The following is a 16,797-nucleotide window of genomic DNA, read 5'->3' as shown; positions in this document are numbered from 1 at the left end:
ACTGCATGCCACGCTCAGACCAAACTGGTCAGATGCGCGTACTGCTGAAAGAAATCCTGGACTGCACACCCGATGCTGCCTGGCATGCCATTCACAGCCCGGCCGTGTTTCGCGAGGTGAGTTCGCCGTTCATGGCGGTGGAATCGCTCGAGGCCGGCGGGTTTCCCACCCGTTGGGAGCCCGGCGAACACCCCGCTGTGTTCACGGCGCTGGGCCTGGTGCCGATGGGAACCCAGATCATTCGGCTCGCCAACGTGACGAACCGGCCCGACGGGGTGCGCATCCTGCGCGACACCGGGCGTGGCGTGTCCGGCGCACTGTCCGCGGTCACACTCTGGGACCACCGCATGGCGATCGCGCCAGACCCGGCTGGCACCGGCAAAACGCTCTACCGCGACCAGCTTATTTTTCGCGGCCGACCGGCCACGCTCGCGCTCTGGCCCTCGTTCTGGGCATTCTGGCAGTGGCGGATGCTGCGGCTCAAGCGCCTCGCCCCCACCTGGCAGCACGACGTCGGCGTCGACGACCCGACCTTTGTGCCGCTGTCTCAGCGTGTGGCACCCGCCGAAACCGACGGCGACTAGCGATTCTCCGGTGCCGGCCGAACAGCCCTCCGGCCCCTGCCACACCTCGATCCGGTGCGCACCGCGCCCGGCGACGGTAGCGTAGCCCCATGAGTTCTTCCCTCGGAGCCTTACAGATCGCCGACTGGCGCCGTCACGTGACCGGACTGTACGCGGGGGTGCGCCAGTTGAGCGCGAGCAGCCCGAAAAGCGGGCACGAGCTGTGGCGTTCCGGGCGGGATGAACTGTTCGCGGGGCATCCGGCGTCACCGTTGTTGCCCGATGACCGTTCGGCCTTCACCAAGCTTCCGATCGCCGCCTACGATCCGGACTGGCGCTTCGAGGCTCAGGTGCACCGGGCCGAGCAGCCCCATCGCATGGTCGTGGAGACCGGTACCGATGGCACCGTACCGTTCGATCTGGTCGGGACCGTGCGACTGCCCTACCTGGGTTCGCTCGATGTGTGGCGACTCGCAAGCTACGGCGGCGGATTGTTTCTTCCGCTGAAAGATGCCCTGGCCGGCAAGAACGATGGAACATACGGCGGTGGACGATACCTGCTCGACACCATCAAGGGCGCCGACCTCGGCCCGGGCATGGGCGACGACAGCCTCATTCTCGACTTCAACTTCGCCTACAATCCCTCCTGCGCCTACGACCCGATGTGGGCGTGCCCCCTGCCGCAGAGCGGCAACATGATCGACGTCGAGGTGCCTGTCGGTGAGCTGTACCACGGCGATCACTCCTAGGCTCTGCAGCCGATTTGACAGCATCCGCTAGAGTAGGAGTACTTGCGAGTGCGTAGTTGCGCTTGCTGCGTCGTAGAACGCCCTCTTTTATCGAGGCCGCCCATCGGGTCGTCTTGATTTTGCGAATGAACATTCTTACGGCGAACGGATGTGCCCTTCGGCACCTTCGCCATGTGAATCCTCCTGGTTCGATTGCCGCTCGACGGTACACCGAACGGGCGAGGAGACTGATGCCCCGAAAGGCACCACTTTGTCTACAACCTTCAGCGCGCTCGGCGTGCCAGCTCCCCTGGTCAAGGTTCTCTCTTCCCAGGGAATCGACACCGCCTTCCCGATCCAGGTCGACACCCTTCCCGACACCCTGAACGGCCGCGACGTACTCGGCCGCGGCAAGACCGGCTCCGGCAAGACCCTGGCCTTCTCCATTCCGATGGTGTCCCGCCTCGGCGGCAACCTCGCCGGCGGCAAGCGCCGCCCGGGTCGCCCGCTCGGTCTGATCCTCGCGCCGACCCGCGAGCTCGCCACGCAGATCACCAATGCCATCACCCCGCTCGCCGAGGCCTACGGCCTCAACACCACCACCATCTTCGGCGGTGTCTCCCAGGGCCGCCAGGTCGCCGCGCTCAAGGCCGGCGTCGACATCGTCGTGGCCTGCCCCGGCCGGCTCGAAGACCTCATGAAGCAGGGCTTTGTGAACCTCGACACCATTGAGATCACCGTGCTCGACGAGGCCGACCACATGGCCGACCTGGGCTTCCTGCCCGTCGTCACCCGCATTCTCGACAAGACGCCCGGCACCGGCCAGCGCATGCTGTTCTCCGCCACGCTCGACAACGGCGTTGACAAGATCGTCAAGCGTTTTCTGCACGACCCGGTGATGCACTCGGTCGATGAGGCGACCAGCCACGTCTCGGCCATGACCCACCACGTGTTCGAGGTCGCCGGCGTCGACGCCAAGAAGGAACTCGTGCAGAAGCTGGCGAGCGGTTCCGGCCGTCGTATCCTCTTCATGCGCACCAAGCACCAGGCCAAGAAGCTCGCCAAGAGCCTCACCGACGCGGGCATTCCCTCCGTCGACCTGCACGGAAACCTCTCGCAGGTGGCCCGAGACCGCAACCTCGCCGCGTTCAGCGCCGGCACGGTCAAGGTTCTCGTCGCAACGGATGTCGCCGCTCGCGGCGTGCACGTCGACGACATCGAACTCGTCATCCACGTTGACCCGCCGGCCGAGCACAAGGCATACCTGCACCGTTCGGGCCGTACTGCCCGTGCCGGCAGCGCCGGTGACGTCGTCACCGTCGTGCTGCCCGAGCAGAAGCGCGACACCGACGCCCTGCTGCGCAAGGCCGCCATCAAGGTGACCCCGCAGCGCGTGGATGCGTCCTCCCCCGCCGTCGACGCCCTCGTCGGCGACGTCGCCGCCTACGTCAAGCCGCTCCCCCGCGTCGAGGCACCGCAGCAGCAGCAGCGCCAGTCGCAGGGCGGTCGGTCTCAGGGCGGTCGTTCGCAGGGTGGACGTGCCCAGGGTGGCCGCTCGCAGGGCGCCGACAGCGGTCGCGATGGTGATTCGAACCGTGGCGGCCGTGATGCCGGTGCCGGCCGCTCCGGCGGAAGCCGCGGCGGTGCCCGCACCGAGCGTAATGACGGCGGCCGTGGCGTGAGCCGCGACGCGGCTTCGGCCGGTGGCGCGCGTCGCGAGCGCACCGGCCGTCCGGCTGGTGCGTCCTCCAGCGCACCCCGCTCGGGTTCGGCTGCTGGCCGTTCCGGTGGAGCCCGCGTCGGCAGCCTGCAGGTCGGCGGACTCGTTCGCGGACCGAGCTCGGGTGGAGCCGGACGCTCCGCTCCGCGCCGGTCGCAGGGCTAGCCAGCCCGCAGCATCCGCTTGAAAAACGGGCCGGTCTCTTTGCGAGGCCGGCCCGTTTTTTGTCTGCACGCGTCAGGCGACACCCGCAAAAACGGTTAGTGTCGAATTATGAACACCATAGTTGTCGTTCGACCGGTCAGCGAAGCGGATGCCGAAAGCCTGGGCCGCGTACATGCCGCCTGCTGGCATGAAACCTATGATCATCTGCTCAGCCAGGCAGCACTGTCGCAGCTGCGCCCCCAGCGCCTCGCAGCCCTCTGGCGCCGCTTTACGAGCCAAGGCGGGGAGTACCGCCAGAACGTTGTGCTCGTCGATGGCGAGATCGTGGGCTTCGCCGGCAGCGGTCCGACGCGCGACGCCGACCAGCCCACTCCGCACGAGCTGTTCTTCCTGTACCTGCTCGAGGCGAACCACGGCTTAGGCGTTGGCCAGCAGCTGTTCGATTCCGTGGTCGACCCCGGTGCCTCGTCGTTGTGGGTCGCCGCCGACAACCCCCGGGCGCACGCCTTCTATGCCCGCAACGGCTACTTCGCGGACGGCCTCGAGCGCAACGAAGGGGTGCTCGGCGAGACGCTGCACGAGGTGCGCCTGGTTCGATAGGTCGAGCCTGCTCACACGTGCACATTCTGCCGTCCGACGCTGGTTTGTGGTCGTAGCCGTCCCGGCCGGGTTTTGAAGCGGACCCGACGCAATAGGGTGAGCGGATGACTAATTCCACGGCCCCCGAGGCGATCCCCGTCATCCTCGACGTCGACACCGGCGTCGACGACGCCCTTGCCATTCTGTTCGCGCTCGCGCACCCCGGCATCAACGTGCTCGGCATCAGCTGTGTGGCCGGGAACGCTTCGCTCGAGCGTGTCGTCGAGAATACCCTGCGTATTCTCGACGTCGCAGCTGCTCCGACCATCCCCGTCGCTGCCGGAGCCCGACGTCCGCTGCTGGAACCGGCCAGGTCAGCCGCGCACGTGCACGGCGAAAGCGGCCTCGGCACGCTGCAGCTTGCGCCGAGTGACCGACAGGCGGAGTCGATCAGTTCGATCGAACTCATGCGCCGGCTCATTCAGGCCAGCCCGCACCCGGTCACCCTGGTCGCTCTCGCCCCGCAGACCAACCTGGCGCTGCTGCTGCGCCAGTACCCCGACGTCGTCGACAACATCGAACGCATCGTCTTCATGGGCGGATCCACCACGGTCGGCAACGCCACCGCCGTCGCCGAGTTCAACGTCTGGCATGACCCGGAGGCTGCGGCGATCGTGCTCGACTCCGGCGTGCCCACGTTCATGTACGGGCTCGACGTGTTCAACCAGGTCTCCGTACCCGAGCCCGTTGCCGCCGCACTCCTGCACAGCGATTCCCACCTGGCAGAGGTCGTCGGTCGGCTCCTGACCAATCGCATCGCGCTCGGGTCTGGCCGCAACTCCGACTACACCGGACTGATCGGCGATGCCGGCGCCCTGTGCGCCCTGGTCGACCCGGATGGCCTGCAGACCGCGATGTTGCCGCTACGCGTCCAGCTCTCCGGCTACGGCCGGGGACAGACGCTGGTCGACAAACGCACTCATCCGGGCGAGGACATCGTGCACGGCCTGGCCGGCGATTGGGAAGCCGCAGAGGTCGCGCTCGACGTCGATGTCGACCGCTACGTGCGCCTGTTCCTCGATACGCTCGGCCTCGGTTCAGCGCTCCCGCCCCGGTAGGCCACCGCACGTCACGGCACTCGTTCGAGAAGCGGGCACTCGTCCAAAGGAGTGCCCGCTTCTTCATCGAGTGCCGCCACGCCGCGCTGCCAGCTCAGTACAGCTGACCCACGGAGGCGAGGGCTGCGCGCAGCAGGGTGCCGCGGCCACCTTCCATCTCGGCCGATACGCCCGGCGAGGCGGCCTCGGCCGGGGTCATCCAGGTGATCTCGAGGGCGTCCTGGCGGGGGTCGCAGGTGCCGCTGACGGGAACGACGTAGGCGAGCGAGACCGCGTGCTGGCGGTCATCCGTGTAGGCGGTGATTCCCGGCATGGGAAAGTATTCGGCGACCGTGAACGGCACGGGGCTGGCCGGCAGTTGCGGAAAAGCCATCGGTCCGAGGTCTTTTTCCAGGTGGCGGAACAGTGCGTCGCGCAGGGTTTCGCCGTAGAGCACGCGTCCGGAGACCAGGGTTCGGGTCATCTCGCCGGTGGGGCGGGCGCGCAGCAGCACGCCGACCTCGACGACCTGGCCGAGACCGTCGACCCGCACGGGGACGGCCTCGATATAGAGAATGGGCAGCCGGCGGCGAATCTCAGCGAGTTCGACGTCTTTCAGCCAGCCCGGATTCGTATTCGGGGCTCCCTCAGGAGGCTTCGGCGTCCAGTCCGGATCGGGGTCAGGGGTTCGCACGCTCATAGTGCCATTCTGTCCTACGCCGGCCCCGCTCGCGCACGCGCGCCGCTGCCCGGTGCGAGAAGCGCGCCAAGCAATGAAAGTATGGGGTGCGCGGCGCCCTCGCGTCGCGTGTACCTGGGAGGACCCATGACCACCAGCACCCCCATCGACACTGCCGCCGTACTCTGGTCGGCGAGCGGCGCCGACCAGACCGATCGGCCGCTGCTGATCATCATGCACGGCTATGGTTCGCACGAGGGCGACCTGTTCTCACTCGCCGCACACTTGCCGCTCGAACCGGTGATCGCCGCCCTGCGCGCGCCACTGCCGGTCGGCGACGGATGGGCCTGGTTTCCGATCCGTGACCCGGGCAATCCCGACACCGCGTCGGTGGACGCGGCCGTCGCTGCCGTGCTGTCCTGGCTGGACGCCCTGCCGCACCAGCCCCGGGAGGTCGGCCTGCTCGGCTTCTCGCAGGGCGGAGCCATGGCACTCCAACTGCTGCGCGCCGCGCCCGACCGCTTCAACTTCGCGGTGAACCTCTCCGGCTTCGTCGCGAGCGGGCAGCAGAGCGGCGACACTCTGCTCGCCGAGCATCCGCTGCCCGTGTTCTGGGGCCGCGGGACCGCCGACGGTGTCATTCCGGTCAGTGCGATCGAACGCACCCAGTCGTGGCTGCCCGGCCACAGCACCCTGACCGAGCGCATCTACGAGGGGCTTCCCCACTCGATCTCGCAGGTCGAACTGGGCGACGTGGTCAACTTTCTGCGCACGCAGTACGTGGCCGCCGCGGCCGAACCGACCGTCTGAACGCGCTGAGGCAAGCGGATGGGTCGCCGGGTACCTCGCGACGTGCAGCGGCTAGCGGTCGCGCTTGGCCTGCTCCTGGGCGGCCTGGCGTTCGACGTGCGCCTTCTTGGCCGCACGGTGGGCGTCGCGGTCTTTGACCGCGATCTGGTCGGCGCGTACGCCGGCCTGAGTGGAGCGCTCGAGCACGAGCCACGCTGGCGGCTGCTGCAGCAGGGCGGCGATTTCAGCGGTGGTGAGCGGGTCGGTGACCTCACTGCGGGCCAGGCCAGAAATCGAGACGCCGAGTTTGGCGGCGACGACCTGGCGCGGGTGCGGCCCGTTGGCGCGCAGCAGGGTCAGCCACTCCGGCGGGTTGGCCATGAACTCGGCGAGCTCGGTGCGGCTGACAAATTCGGTCTGGAACTCGGCCGGTGCCGCGTCGAGCAGAATCCCGAGTTTCTGGGCCGCCGTGGCGGGCTTCATGGTCTGGGGCTTCTTCTCGGAACTCATTGTTCAAGCGTATAGCCTGAGAGGACCCTCCCAAGGGCAAATCGCACGCTGTTGTTGAATGCGTGCACCACCCGCAACTACCGAGAAAGGATGCCGGTGAGCTTTTCCATCGCATTCGTCGCCGGTGTGACCCCCACCAAGTGGACTCGCATCTGGGGCGACCGCCGCCCCGACGTTCCCCTCACCGTGTTTCGCACCGAGACCGCAGAGCAGATTGCGGTGCTGCACGATGGTCGCGCCGAGCTCAGCCTCGTGCGTCTCCCGATCGATGACACCAATCTGAGCGTCATCAACCTGTACAGGGAGATTCCGGTCGTGGTCGCGTCGAAAGATCACCCGATCGAGCAGGCGGAGACCGTGCTGCTGGCCGACCTGGCTGGCGAGCACCTGTTGCAGAACCCCGACGACGTGCCCGAGTGGCGCGACCTCGCCGACGAGGTGCGTGACGGCACCCGCTGGCCCCTGCCGCCGATGCGTGACCTCGACGAGGCCATGGAGCAGGTCGCCGCCGGCGTAGGCATCATCATTGTGCCGCACTCGATCGCCCGGCTGTATGGCCGCAAAGACGTCGTGTCCCGCCCCGTGACGGATGTCGCCGACACTCAGATCGCCCTGGCCTGGCTCACCCGCGAGACCACCGACGACATCAAAGAATTCATCGGCATCGTGCGCGGACGCTCCAAGGCGAGCTCTCGCACCGATACCGGCAAGGCGGCCGACGGCGCGACATCCGCTGAGGTCGAGGAAGCGCCCGCGCGCAGCGACGGCCGCCCGCCGAAACCGCCACGCAAGCCCAGGAAGACCGACAAGGCGAAGGCCGCGGCCAAGGCCATCCGGGTGGCTGCGGCCAAGGCCAAGCCCGCCGTGCGCAAGAAAACCGAGAGCTCCCCCGGCCGCACGCGTCCGACCAAGAACCCGAACAAGGGCAAGAGCCGCGGCCGCTAGGCGTTGCCCCTACGGGTTCTTCAGAACCGCCAGAATGTTGCCCGACGGGTCGGTGAACCAGGCGATGTCTGGCCCCTGCCCACCGCCGGCGGCGATTCCCTTGTCGTTCTGCTCGAAACCGTCGTAGCGCAGAAAGTCCACACCGCGTTCGGTGAGTTCGTCGACCGTCGCGTCGAGGTCGGTCACCACAAAATTGATCATCGTATAGGTGGCCGGCACGAAGTCGGGCTTCGGGTAGACGATGACGGCTGCTCCGCCGGGCAAGGCAATGCGCAACATGCCCATCTCCTCCACCGTCACTTCAAGTCCGAGGGTCTCGGCGTAGAACGTGCGGGCGGCGTCGAGGTTTGAAACCGCAAAACCACTGAAGCCGCCGATGATGCCGACACCGTGTTCGGCCTGGTGCTGGGTCATGAGAGTGGCTCCTTTGTCGGTGATGCGGGGCCGGTCAGCGGGAGCTGATCGACGCGAACTTGCGAATGCACAACGGCACGAACACGAGCAGCATCACGGCGATGCCGATCAGCACGGTCAGAATCGGGTTCTGCATGGTCCAGATATCGGGCACCGGAGCGGTGCCGAGATTGCCGAAAAGCTGGCGAACGGCCTGCACGAGCGAAGACACCGGGTTCCACTCGGCGAAGATGCGCAGCGCGGTCGGCAGGGTTTCGCTCGGCACGAAGGCGTTCGAGACGAAGGTCAGCGGAAAGAGAATCAAGAACGACGCATTGTTGATGACCTCCGGGCTCTTCACGCTCATGCCGAGCAACGCCATCACCCAGCTGAATGCATAGCCGAACAGCAGGAGCAGGCCGACTCCGGCCAGGAATTCGACCGGCGAGGTGGTGACCCGCCAGCCGACCGCGAGGCCGGTCGCCATCATGATGACCATGGAGATGGAATTCAGCACGAGGTCGCCATTCGTTCGACCGATCAGTACAGCGGATGCGTTCATCGGCAGGCTTCGAAACCGGTCGATGATGCCCTCCTTCAGGTCGAGCGCCATGGCGGCGCCCGAGAATGTCGCCCCGAACACGACGGTCTGAGCGAAGATGCCGGCCATGAGGAACTGGGTGTAGTCGCTGCCCGCAACCGCAATGGCGCCGCCGTAGACCTGGCTGAACAACAGCACGAACATGATCGGCTGGATCACGGCGAACACGAGCATGTCGGGCGAACGCTTGATCTTGATCAGGTTGCGTTTGGTGACGGTCCAGCCATCGGAATACCACAGCGACAACGGGTTCCAGGTGGGCAACGGGGGCAATGTCGCCACTCGAGATTCTCCCGCCGCGAGACTTTCCTCGTGGCCCCGCCCTGGCGTGGTGGGCTCGGCCGAAACGGTGGCGTGTCGTGGGTTCATTTTACTTTCTCCAGATCTGCCGTGTCGGTAGTCGCAGCGAGCGTCTGGTCGCGCTTGGCCTGCGCTCGCTTCGAGAGCTTGCGTCCGCTGGAAGCGGGGTCGTCGTCAGTGACGGTGAGATCGGCTTTATGGCCGGTGAGGTTGAGGAACACGTCGTCGAGGGTCGGGCGGCGCATGCCAGCATCGTGCAGGTTGATCTGTGCGCCGCGCAGGTCGGCGAGCATGTTCTGCAGCGCGTTCGGACCGTCGGTGACGGCAACTTCCACTCCACGGCCGTCGGTGGAGACCGAAGGGTCCCCCGTTCCGTACCGGGCGAGAATCTCGCTGGCAGCCGCGCCGTCGGCGGCATCGACGAGCGCCACGACCACGCGGTGTCCGCCGATCTGCGCCTTGAGCTGATCGGAGGTGCCCTCGGCGATAACACGGCCGTCGTCGATGACGACGATGTCGTCGGCGAGCTGGTCGGCCTCCTCGAGGTATTGCGTGGTCAGCAGTACGGTCGTGCCGTCGGCGACGAGACGCTTGATCACGTCCCACAGGGCGATGCGGCTGCGCGGGTCGAGTCCGGTGGTCGGCTCGTCGAGAAAGAGCACTTTGGGGTTGATGACGAGGGCACCGGCGAGGTCGATGCGCCGCCGCATACCTCCGGAAAAGCCCTTCACCGGCCGGTTGCCGGCGGCGGTGAGCTCGAACAGGTCAATGAGTTCCTGCGCCCGTTTGCGGGCTGCCGCTCCGCCGAGGTGATACAGGCGCCCGACCATCTCCAGGTTCTCGAAGCCGGTGAGGTTCTCGTCGACGGCGGCGTACTGGCCAGACACCCCGATGATGCGGCGCACCGATTTGGGGTGGCGTACGACGTCGATTCCGTCGATGACGGCAGTGCCGGCATCCGGTCGAATCAGTGTCGTGAGCATCTTCACGACGGTGGTCTTTCCCGCGCCGTTGGGGCCGAGAAGGGCTTTGACCGTGCCGCGTGGAACCTGCAGGTCGAGCCCGGCGAGCGCGTGCACCGGCCCGCTTTTGGACTGGTAGGTCTTGGTCAGGCCCTGGGCCTCAATGATCACGGGGGTGTCCTTGCGGTATCGGTGTAGCAAGAAGGTTCGCTGCAATGCTAGTAACGCCCCCCAGCTTCGACAACCGCGGATTGTGTGATTCAACCCGGGTCGGCACGCTGGGTTTCGGCGAAACGCAAGCTCTCGAAGACGCTGAGTCCTCGTCTCTGCCTGACAGGGAACACGGAGAATGCTATGGAATCCCGATGATTCGGCCAAGGAGGGTCGACGCATGTCATGGTGAACGCGGGGAAAGACCCAATCGAGAGGTAATAATGTCCACAACCACCACGCGATCGTCGGCCGAAGGCGCGCAGTCCACGCAAGTGCCCGCGGACACCGCGAGCACGAGGGTGATCGACCAGCATCTGCTGGCTCGCCGCATTACGGTCGCGCTCTCGCTCGCCGTCGTTGCTTCAATTCACATCCTCGATCTACCCGGCAAGTTCGCCGAAACTCCCTACCTGGCGATCGCTTACATCGGGCTGATCATCGCCTCCGCTGTCACGATCGAGCGAGTACTCGTTGTCGGTACGCGACTCGACTTTCTGGCCGCTGCAGCGCTGTCGGCCTTAGTCATAGTCGGGTTCATCATCAATCGCACCGTCGGCATGCCGATGGCCACCGGCGACATCGGAAACTGGCTTGAACCGCTCGGCCTTCTCTCAGTCGTCGTCGAGGGTTTTGTCATCTGGCAGGCGCTCGTCGCCGTCGCACTCCACCGCCGTTCTGGGCGCTGACTCCCGAGTCGGTTCAGCGCCGTGACAAGCGGATACCGTCGGCCGGTATCCGAGTCCGATCCCGGCATGCCGGGGATGCTGGGTGAGCCGGGTCGGCCCGGGTCTGCCGGGTCTGCCGGGTCCCAGGGCGCCCAATTGTGCCGGCGACAACCTATTCCTAGAGCCGGGCGAGACGCTCGATGTCTTCAAGGAACTCGGCCGCGACCTCTTCGGACACGGTTCGGCGCGTTTCGGAAATCGCGACGGCGTAGTCCTCGGTGCTGGGACCGTTGATGATCGGCCCGTCGGCGGATTTGTAGAGTGCCTTCTCGAGTGCATGCTGGGAGGCGCGATGGGCGGCGTACTCAACGTCGGCGGGAGAGAACCCGTCGCTCTTGTCGACCAGAACGGCGAGGTCGACCTCGCCCGATACGGCCGCCGGAATGTAGCGTTCCCAGATGGCATGGCGAGCGGCGACATCCGGCAGCCCGATCGGTACGACGTAGTCGAAGCGGCCGTGACGCAGAAAAGCTGAGTCGAGCGCGCGAATGAAGTTGGTCGCACATACCAACAGACGCCCGGGCTGCTCCCGAAAAGCCGGGATGATCTTGAGCAGTTCGTTGGTCACACCCTGCATGGCCGACGGCGGTTCGCCCTGCCGCTGGGCAGCGATCTCCTCGACCTCGTCGATGAACACGACCGCGTGTTCGAGCTCAGATATCTTGAGAAAAGTTTCCCGCAACGCGCCGGCGAGGCCCTGCGGGTCGGCCGCGAGGCGTGACGGAAAGACCTCGATGAAGGACCATTCCAGTCGGGAAGCGATCGCCTTGGCGAAGGTGGTCTTTCCGGTGCCGGGAGGGCCAAACAAAACAACGGCCTTCGGCGGCGAGACGCCATACTGCTCGGCGAGTTCCGGTTTGGCCAGGGGCATGACAAGCCTGCGCTCGAGCAGTTCCTTCTCGCGCGCCATGCCGCCGACCTTCTGCCACAGGTCGCGCGGCAGCACCCGCCCGCCGAGTTCGCCGAGCAGCTTGAGCTCTTCCCGCTGCACGGGAATGTGCCGCTCGAAGTAGCGCAGGTTCTTCTTCACCTCGAAACCGCGATTGATGAATGCATCGACCTTGGTTTCGGATTCGGGCATGAGCGCCGACAGCTTGGTCATGCCATGCGGGGCCATCCGGGCCTCGAGTGCGGCGAGCAATGCCGTTCCGATGCCCTGGCTCTGCCAGTGTTCGGCGGTGGCGAGAAAAACGATCCAGCCCTGCGCGTGAGCGGCCCGGCCGACGGCGGCGCCGACGACCTCGTCGCCGTGCACCGCAACGACGGCGTGATCTTTCTGGCAGGAGGCGAGCACCTCGGAGAGGCCGTAGACCGGCTCGGTGTCCGAGGCCTTGATCTCTTCCCACAGACGCAAAATGCCGTCCAAATCGTCGGAGTGAAAGTCGCGCAGTCGCCAGCCGGTCATCGTGATCCTCGCATCAGTGGGTGTGCTGCCAATCTATTGCACCCGATCAGGCGCGAAAGGCCGCAGCGAGGATGCGCGGGAGTTTGCGTGCGGAGGGGCGGGCGGCGAATTCGGTCAGCAGGCGGGCGGTCAGCGCACCGCTTCGGGCCGAAACAAACCACGGCGGCTTCGGAAGCAGCGCCCACTCACCGTGGGCGATTGAGCGTGGAAACGGCCGGAATGGGCCACGCACCACCGTGCGCTCGACGTCGTCAAGGAGCAGCGCGTTGTGCACCACCCCGATGCCGCTCTGCACGTTGTCCCTGGTGTGTCCGGGGAACGCGCCCCACGGCGCGGCCGCCGACAGAAAGCCAACACCGGTCCAGGCGTTGATCGCGATGGTTCCATAGCGCAGGCGTGCCATAGCCTGCTCAAACCCCGGACCGAGCCGCCGGATGCTGCTGGGCAGCCCGAGAATGTTCGCGCCGAGAGTGCCGAGAAAATCACGATTGACGGTCTCCACTGCGGCATCAAGGTAGGCCTGGCCGCTGCCTTGCAATTCCACGACTCCGAGCACGGGTGCGAAGTATTCCGTTGTGAGAATATTATCGGTCGACGGGGATGCTGCCGGCGTGGCGGAGTCCGCCACGGCCACGAGCAGTCGCCCGCCGGGAAGCAACCGCGCAGCCGGATACGCGGTGCGGGCCGCGCGCATCCGCCCGTCACTGCCGGGATACCAGGCCGTTCGAGTCGGCGCGGCAGCGAGGGCCACCGCGACCGCTTCGAGAAACGCCGCCTTCTGCGGCCACGTTGCGCTCAGCACGAGTACCTGGCCGGCGATGCAGTTATAGCCGCCGTTGTGCAGCCGCATGGTGGCCACATGCTCAGCCTGGTATCGCAGGTCTCTGGCGCTCCACCGCCCGGGCAGCACAATGATCGGTGAGACTCCGCCGAGCTCGCTGCTGATCGGTTTGGTGAAGCGGGGGGCATCCGTTCTGGAGCCGCCGAACACGATGGCATCGTGGGTGGCCGCACTGCCGGTGATGTGCACATGGCTGATGCCGGGGTGGTGGGCGAGATAGCCGCCCACGTCGGCCCCGCCGGTGACGATGCGCAGCAGGCCCGCTTCGATCAGCGGAGCGAACGCCGCCCGATAGACCGGCAACAGGCCGTCGAAGGTGGGATTGAGCTTGAGAATCGAGACCCGATTGTGCGCCACGAGCTCGTAGAGCAGGTCGAGGGGCGCGATCGATGAAATGTTCCCTGCGCCGAGCACGAGGCCGACCCCGCCGTTTGTTGTCGGAGTGAGCTGGCCCAAACCGGCCCGGTCCCGCGCCTGCGCCGCCGTGACGCCCGGCCGCAGCCAGGCCTCGGCCCGAAACCCGTGCAGCAGCAGCCCGTCATACCGGTTGAGCGGAAGCACGGCCACCGTGACGCGACCGTCCGGCGCCCGCCCGAACCGCCGGCTAGCCAGCGGGCTGTGCCCCCCGTCGAGCGCCCGCAGGGTGCGCCGGAGGGCGGTCAACGAGGTGAGGACGCCGTACGGCCCGGTCAGCCATTCCTCGCCGATCAGCGGAGACGACTTGTGTAGCCCCTTGGCGCGGGACGCCGCGGTCACCCAGCGCTTGGCTTCGGCCGCGACGCAAGCTCCGGTGCGAGCCAGCAGATCGGCGCGCGCCGCGAGGGTGGTCGAGGCCCACCGCTCGCTCCCCTCGCCCAGCTCGGCGATCGCGAGGTCAAGCTGCGTGCCGTTCAGCTCTGCGCCGTTCGGCTCCGTGCGGTTCGGTTCCGTGCCGCTCAGCTCTGCGGACATCTATCTCCCTTGATTGCCGACCAGCCTAGTGCGCCACCAGCACAGGCAACCGGGCCATGTCAGTGGGCCCGAGAGCGGCTGCGGGCTAGGGTGCCACGACCGGGCAGTGCAGCCGGGTGCGTTCGCCGGTGCGGTCTATTTCGTGCTGGTCCATTGGCTGGGCGCAGACCGGGCAGCCGCGAACGGGCGCGGGTGCGGCTGGCAGCAGATCCGACCCACTCAGACCGACCGGCGGCGGTCCCAGAATGGGAAACAGTCGAGCGTTGAGCCGGGCCGTCCATCCGTTGGGTCCCGTGCTTCGGGAACCGGAATCCTTGCCGTGTGTCATAACTGTTAGTGTACTAATGAAGCGCACAGAGAACAACCGCCCGGAACGGAACACCCCCATGACATCGTCAAGGCTCGAGAATCCCCTCGCTCTCGACAACCAGGTCTGCTTCGCGCTCGCGATTGCCTCGCGCAATGTCATCGCCCTGTATCGGCCCATTCTCGAGCCGCTCGGGCTCACTCACCCGCAGTACCTGGTCATGCTCGCCCTCTGGGACGAGAGTCCGCGCACGCTCAAGGGCCTCGGCCTGACCCTCTGCCTCGACCCGGCAACCCTCTCCCCGCTGCTCAAGCGGCTGGAAACGGCCGGCTACGTGCGCCGTCAGCGCCGCCTGGCCGACGAACGCACGCTCGACATCACCCTGACCGAGAGTGGTGCGGCCCTGCGCGCGGTGGCCGAAACCATTCCGCCGCGGATCGTCGAAGCCCTCAGTTTGCCTCTGGACCACCTGGTCACCCTGCGTGACGCGCTGCACCGGGTCATCAACGCTACGACCTGACGTGCGCGAGCCGGTATCCGCTGAATGGATGCCGGCGCACGCGACCCGCGTCAGGCGATCGCGTCGGCGACCGTCAGCAACTCGGCGTGGAACGCCGACGCGACGTGCGCGTTGGTGATGCGCCCGTTGTGGGTATTGAGGCCCTGGGCAAGGGCGGCGTCTTCGGCGATAGCCTTCTTCCACCCCTTCTGGGCCAGCGCGATGACGTAGGGCAGTGTGGCGTTGGTTAGTGCCCGGGTCGATGTGGCCGGCACGGCGCCGGGCATGTTGGCGACGCAGTAGTAGACGCTGTCGTGCACGGCGAACGTGGGGTTGTCGTGCGTCGTGGCGCGCGAGCCCTCGAAGCAGCCGCCCTGGTCGATGGCGATGTCCACGAGCACAGAGCCCGGCTTCATCGATGCCACCATGGCGTCCGTGACGAGCTTGGGAGCCTGCGCGCCCGGAATCAGCACCGAGCCGATCACGAGGTCGGCCTCCCGCACCTGCTCAGCGATCTCGTACTGCGTCGACGCGCGCGTCTGGATCTCGCCGCTGAAGCGGGCCTCGAGCTGGCGCAGGCGGGCGAGCGACAGGTCGATGATGGTCACGTCCGCGCCCATGCCGAGCGCGTTGGCCGCGGCATGTTCGCCGGCCACTCCGCCGCCGATGACGACGACCTTGGCCTTCGGGGTTCCGGGAACGCCTCCGAGCAGAATGCCGCTGCCGCCGTTGGCGCTCAGCAGGTGGTACGCGCCGACCTGCACCGAGAGGCGGCCGGCAACTTCGCTCATCGGCGACAGGAGCGGCAGACTGCGGTCAGCCAGTTGCACGGTCTCGTAAGCGATCGCGGTCGTGCCCGACGCGATCAGCGCGTCGGTGCACTCAGCGGATGCCGCGAGGTGCAAGTAGGTGAACAGCACCTGGCCCTGACGCATCAGCGGGTATTCGCTGGCGATGGGCTCCTTGACTTTCAGGAGCAGTTCAGCCGCGGCCCAGACTTCGGCTGCGGTGTCGACGATGGTTGCCCCAGCAAGGCGGAAAGCATCATCGGTGATGCTCGAGCCGAGTCCGGCGCCCTGTTCGATGATGACCCCGTGACCGCGGCGAGTGAGTTCGTTGACGCCGGCCGGGGTGATCGCGACGCGGTTCTCGTTGTTCTTGATCTCTGTGGGAATGCCGACCAACATGATGTCTCCGTCTCGGTTGCTACTGCCGAACCGGTCGGCATTGACAGGACTAAGACTGCTATTGATTCGTTGCTGCTTGGTAAAATCCGTAGGATCTGCCAGACTTTAGGAATATTCCACGAAATATGCGGTCAATTGGGCTGTGCGATGGTAGAAACGAAGAGGATTCGGGTGAGTGAAACCCTCGACGAGGTCGACCGCATTCTGGTCGCGGGCTTGCAAGCGGATTCCCGCACCACCAACAGCCGGCTGGCCAACGCCGCGGGCATCGCCGAGTCCACCTGCGTTTCCCGGGTGCGGTCGCTGATCAGCCGCGGAATCGTCACCGGCTTCACCGCCATGGTCGATCCGAAGTCGATTGGGCTCGGCCTGCAAGCGCTGATCAGCGTGAACATTCGGGCCGGCGCCCGCACGCACATCCCGGCATTTCGCGATTCGATCCGGGTCATGCCGCGTGTCGTTCAGGTGTTCTTTCTCGGCGGCTCCGAAGATTTCATTATTCACCTGTCCGCCCGCGACACCGACGACGTGCGCGACTTCGTGCTCGAAAACCTCTCGGCCAATCCGGCTGTCGCGTCAACCCGCACCAGCATGGTGTTCGAGCACTTCTACAACGGCGTGGCTCCCGAATAGTTTGC

General features: G+C 66.4%; 19 protein-coding genes. 10 read left to right on the top strand and 9 right to left on the bottom strand.

Annotation, left to right across the window (positions count from 1 at the left end):
- The first annotated feature begins 32 nt into the window (after positions 1-32).
- The 5 genes from E3N85_RS11255 (at position 33) to E3N85_RS11235 (ending at position 4,873) form a co-directional block, all read left to right on the top strand.
- Positions 33-584 (top strand): hypothetical protein, encoded by a 552-nt coding sequence (locus tag E3N85_RS11255; RefSeq protein ID WP_174722482.1) that lies wholly within the window; start codon positions 33-35, stop codon positions 582-584.
- Positions 585-673: 89 nt separating this feature from the next.
- Positions 674-1,312 carry a DUF1684 domain-containing protein gene (locus E3N85_RS11250; RefSeq protein WP_134463260.1) on the top strand — a complete coding sequence of 213 codons (639 nt, stop codon included), beginning with the start codon at positions 674-676 and terminating at the stop codon, positions 1,310-1,312.
- 250 nt (positions 1,313-1,562) lie between these two features.
- Positions 1,563-3,176 carry a DEAD/DEAH box helicase gene (locus E3N85_RS11245; protein WP_134463258.1) on the top strand — a complete coding sequence of 538 codons (1,614 nt, stop codon included), beginning with the start codon at positions 1,563-1,565 and terminating at the stop codon, positions 3,174-3,176.
- 108 nt (positions 3,177-3,284) lie between these two features.
- A complete protein-coding gene (locus tag E3N85_RS11240) occupies positions 3,285-3,776 on the top strand; it encodes a GNAT family N-acetyltransferase (RefSeq protein WP_134463256.1) in 492 nt (163 codons plus the stop codon).
- A 104-nt stretch (positions 3,777-3,880) separates the two neighbouring features.
- Complete coding sequence (locus E3N85_RS11235) at positions 3,881-4,873, top strand: nucleoside hydrolase (protein WP_134463254.1); 993 nt, start codon at positions 3,881-3,883, stop codon at positions 4,871-4,873.
- A gap of 94 nt (positions 4,874-4,967) precedes the next feature.
- On the opposite strand, the gene E3N85_RS11230 is transcribed toward E3N85_RS11235, so the two are convergent.
- Positions 4,968-5,552: an NUDIX hydrolase family protein gene (locus E3N85_RS11230; protein WP_105035269.1), complete on the bottom strand. Its 585-nt coding sequence runs from the start codon at positions 5,550-5,552 to the stop codon at positions 4,968-4,970.
- 126 nt (positions 5,553-5,678) lie between these two features.
- On the opposite strand from E3N85_RS11230, the gene E3N85_RS11225 reads away from it, so the two are divergent.
- Positions 5,679-6,341, top strand: coding sequence for an alpha/beta hydrolase (locus E3N85_RS11225; RefSeq protein WP_134463252.1), 663 nt, complete (start codon positions 5,679-5,681; stop codon positions 6,339-6,341).
- 51 nt (positions 6,342-6,392) lie between these two features.
- On the opposite strand, the gene E3N85_RS11220 is transcribed toward E3N85_RS11225, so the two are convergent.
- The gene (locus E3N85_RS11220; RefSeq protein ID WP_134463250.1) at positions 6,393-6,830 is read right to left on the bottom strand and encodes a DUF5997 family protein; all 438 of its coding nucleotides are present in this window, start codon (positions 6,828-6,830) and stop codon (positions 6,393-6,395) included.
- A gap of 96 nt (positions 6,831-6,926) precedes the next feature.
- Here E3N85_RS11220 and E3N85_RS11215 point away from each other — a divergent pair, with 96 nt between their 5' ends.
- The gene (locus tag E3N85_RS11215; RefSeq protein WP_198412102.1) at positions 6,927-7,775 is read left to right on the top strand and encodes a LysR family substrate-binding domain-containing protein; all 849 of its coding nucleotides are present in this window, start codon (positions 6,927-6,929) and stop codon (positions 7,773-7,775) included.
- A 9-nt stretch (positions 7,776-7,784) separates the two neighbouring features.
- On the opposite strand, the gene E3N85_RS11210 is transcribed toward E3N85_RS11215, so the two are convergent.
- The 3 genes from E3N85_RS11210 to E3N85_RS11200 all read right to left on the bottom strand — a co-directional run bounded on the left by E3N85_RS11210 (position 7,785) and on the right by E3N85_RS11200 (position 10,202).
- Entirely contained in the window at positions 7,785-8,189 is a 405-nt protein-coding gene (locus E3N85_RS11210) for a VOC family protein (protein ID WP_134463248.1), read from the bottom strand.
- A 34-nt stretch (positions 8,190-8,223) separates the two neighbouring features.
- On the bottom strand, positions 8,224-9,051 hold the full coding sequence (locus E3N85_RS11205; RefSeq protein WP_370289244.1) for an ABC transporter permease: 828 nt from the start codon (positions 9,049-9,051) through the stop codon (positions 8,224-8,226).
- 83 nt (positions 9,052-9,134) lie between these two features.
- Entirely contained in the window at positions 9,135-10,202 is a 1,068-nt protein-coding gene (locus E3N85_RS11200; RefSeq protein WP_198412101.1) for an ATP-binding cassette domain-containing protein, read from the bottom strand.
- A gap of 263 nt (positions 10,203-10,465) precedes the next feature.
- On the opposite strand from E3N85_RS11200, the gene E3N85_RS11195 reads away from it, so the two are divergent.
- Entirely contained in the window at positions 10,466-10,930 is a 465-nt protein-coding gene (locus E3N85_RS11195) for a hypothetical protein (RefSeq protein WP_134463244.1), read from the top strand.
- Positions 10,931-11,087: 157 nt separating this feature from the next.
- Here E3N85_RS11195 and E3N85_RS11190 read toward each other — a convergent pair whose 3' ends face one another.
- The 3 genes from E3N85_RS11190 to E3N85_RS11180 all read right to left on the bottom strand — a co-directional run bounded on the left by E3N85_RS11190 (position 11,088) and on the right by E3N85_RS11180 (position 14,494).
- Positions 11,088-12,374, bottom strand: coding sequence for an ATP-binding protein (locus E3N85_RS11190; protein ID WP_134463242.1), 1,287 nt, complete (start codon positions 12,372-12,374; stop codon positions 11,088-11,090).
- 46 nt (positions 12,375-12,420) lie between these two features.
- On the bottom strand, positions 12,421-14,166 hold the full coding sequence (locus E3N85_RS11185; protein ID WP_134463240.1) for an aldehyde dehydrogenase family protein: 1,746 nt from the start codon (positions 14,164-14,166) through the stop codon (positions 12,421-12,423).
- A gap of 85 nt (positions 14,167-14,251) precedes the next feature.
- On the bottom strand, positions 14,252-14,494 hold the full coding sequence (locus E3N85_RS11180; RefSeq protein WP_134463238.1) for a hypothetical protein: 243 nt from the start codon (positions 14,492-14,494) through the stop codon (positions 14,252-14,254).
- 58 nt (positions 14,495-14,552) lie between these two features.
- On the opposite strand from E3N85_RS11180, the gene E3N85_RS11175 reads away from it, so the two are divergent.
- Positions 14,553-14,993, top strand: coding sequence for a MarR family winged helix-turn-helix transcriptional regulator (locus E3N85_RS11175; protein ID WP_134463236.1), 441 nt, complete (start codon positions 14,553-14,555; stop codon positions 14,991-14,993).
- A gap of 50 nt (positions 14,994-15,043) precedes the next feature.
- On the opposite strand, the gene ald is transcribed toward E3N85_RS11175, so the two are convergent.
- The gene (gene ald / locus E3N85_RS11170) at positions 15,044-16,159 is read right to left on the bottom strand and encodes an alanine dehydrogenase (protein ID WP_134463234.1); all 1,116 of its coding nucleotides are present in this window, start codon (positions 16,157-16,159) and stop codon (positions 15,044-15,046) included.
- Between the two features lie 171 nt (positions 16,160-16,330).
- Between ald and E3N85_RS11165 the strand changes: the two genes are divergently transcribed.
- A complete protein-coding gene (locus tag E3N85_RS11165; RefSeq protein WP_338145370.1) occupies positions 16,331-16,792 on the top strand; it encodes an Lrp/AsnC family transcriptional regulator in 462 nt (153 codons plus the stop codon).
- Positions 16,793-16,797 lie beyond the last annotated feature (5 nt).

It is taken from the genome of Cryobacterium sp. Hz9 (genome assembly GCF_004402825.1).
GTDB classification, from domain to species: domain Bacteria; phylum Actinomycetota; class Actinomycetes; order Actinomycetales; family Microbacteriaceae; genus Cryobacterium; species Cryobacterium gelidum.
The sequence above is the reverse complement of the archived record's forward strand: the minus strand, read 5'-3'. Positions and strand labels throughout refer to the sequence as shown.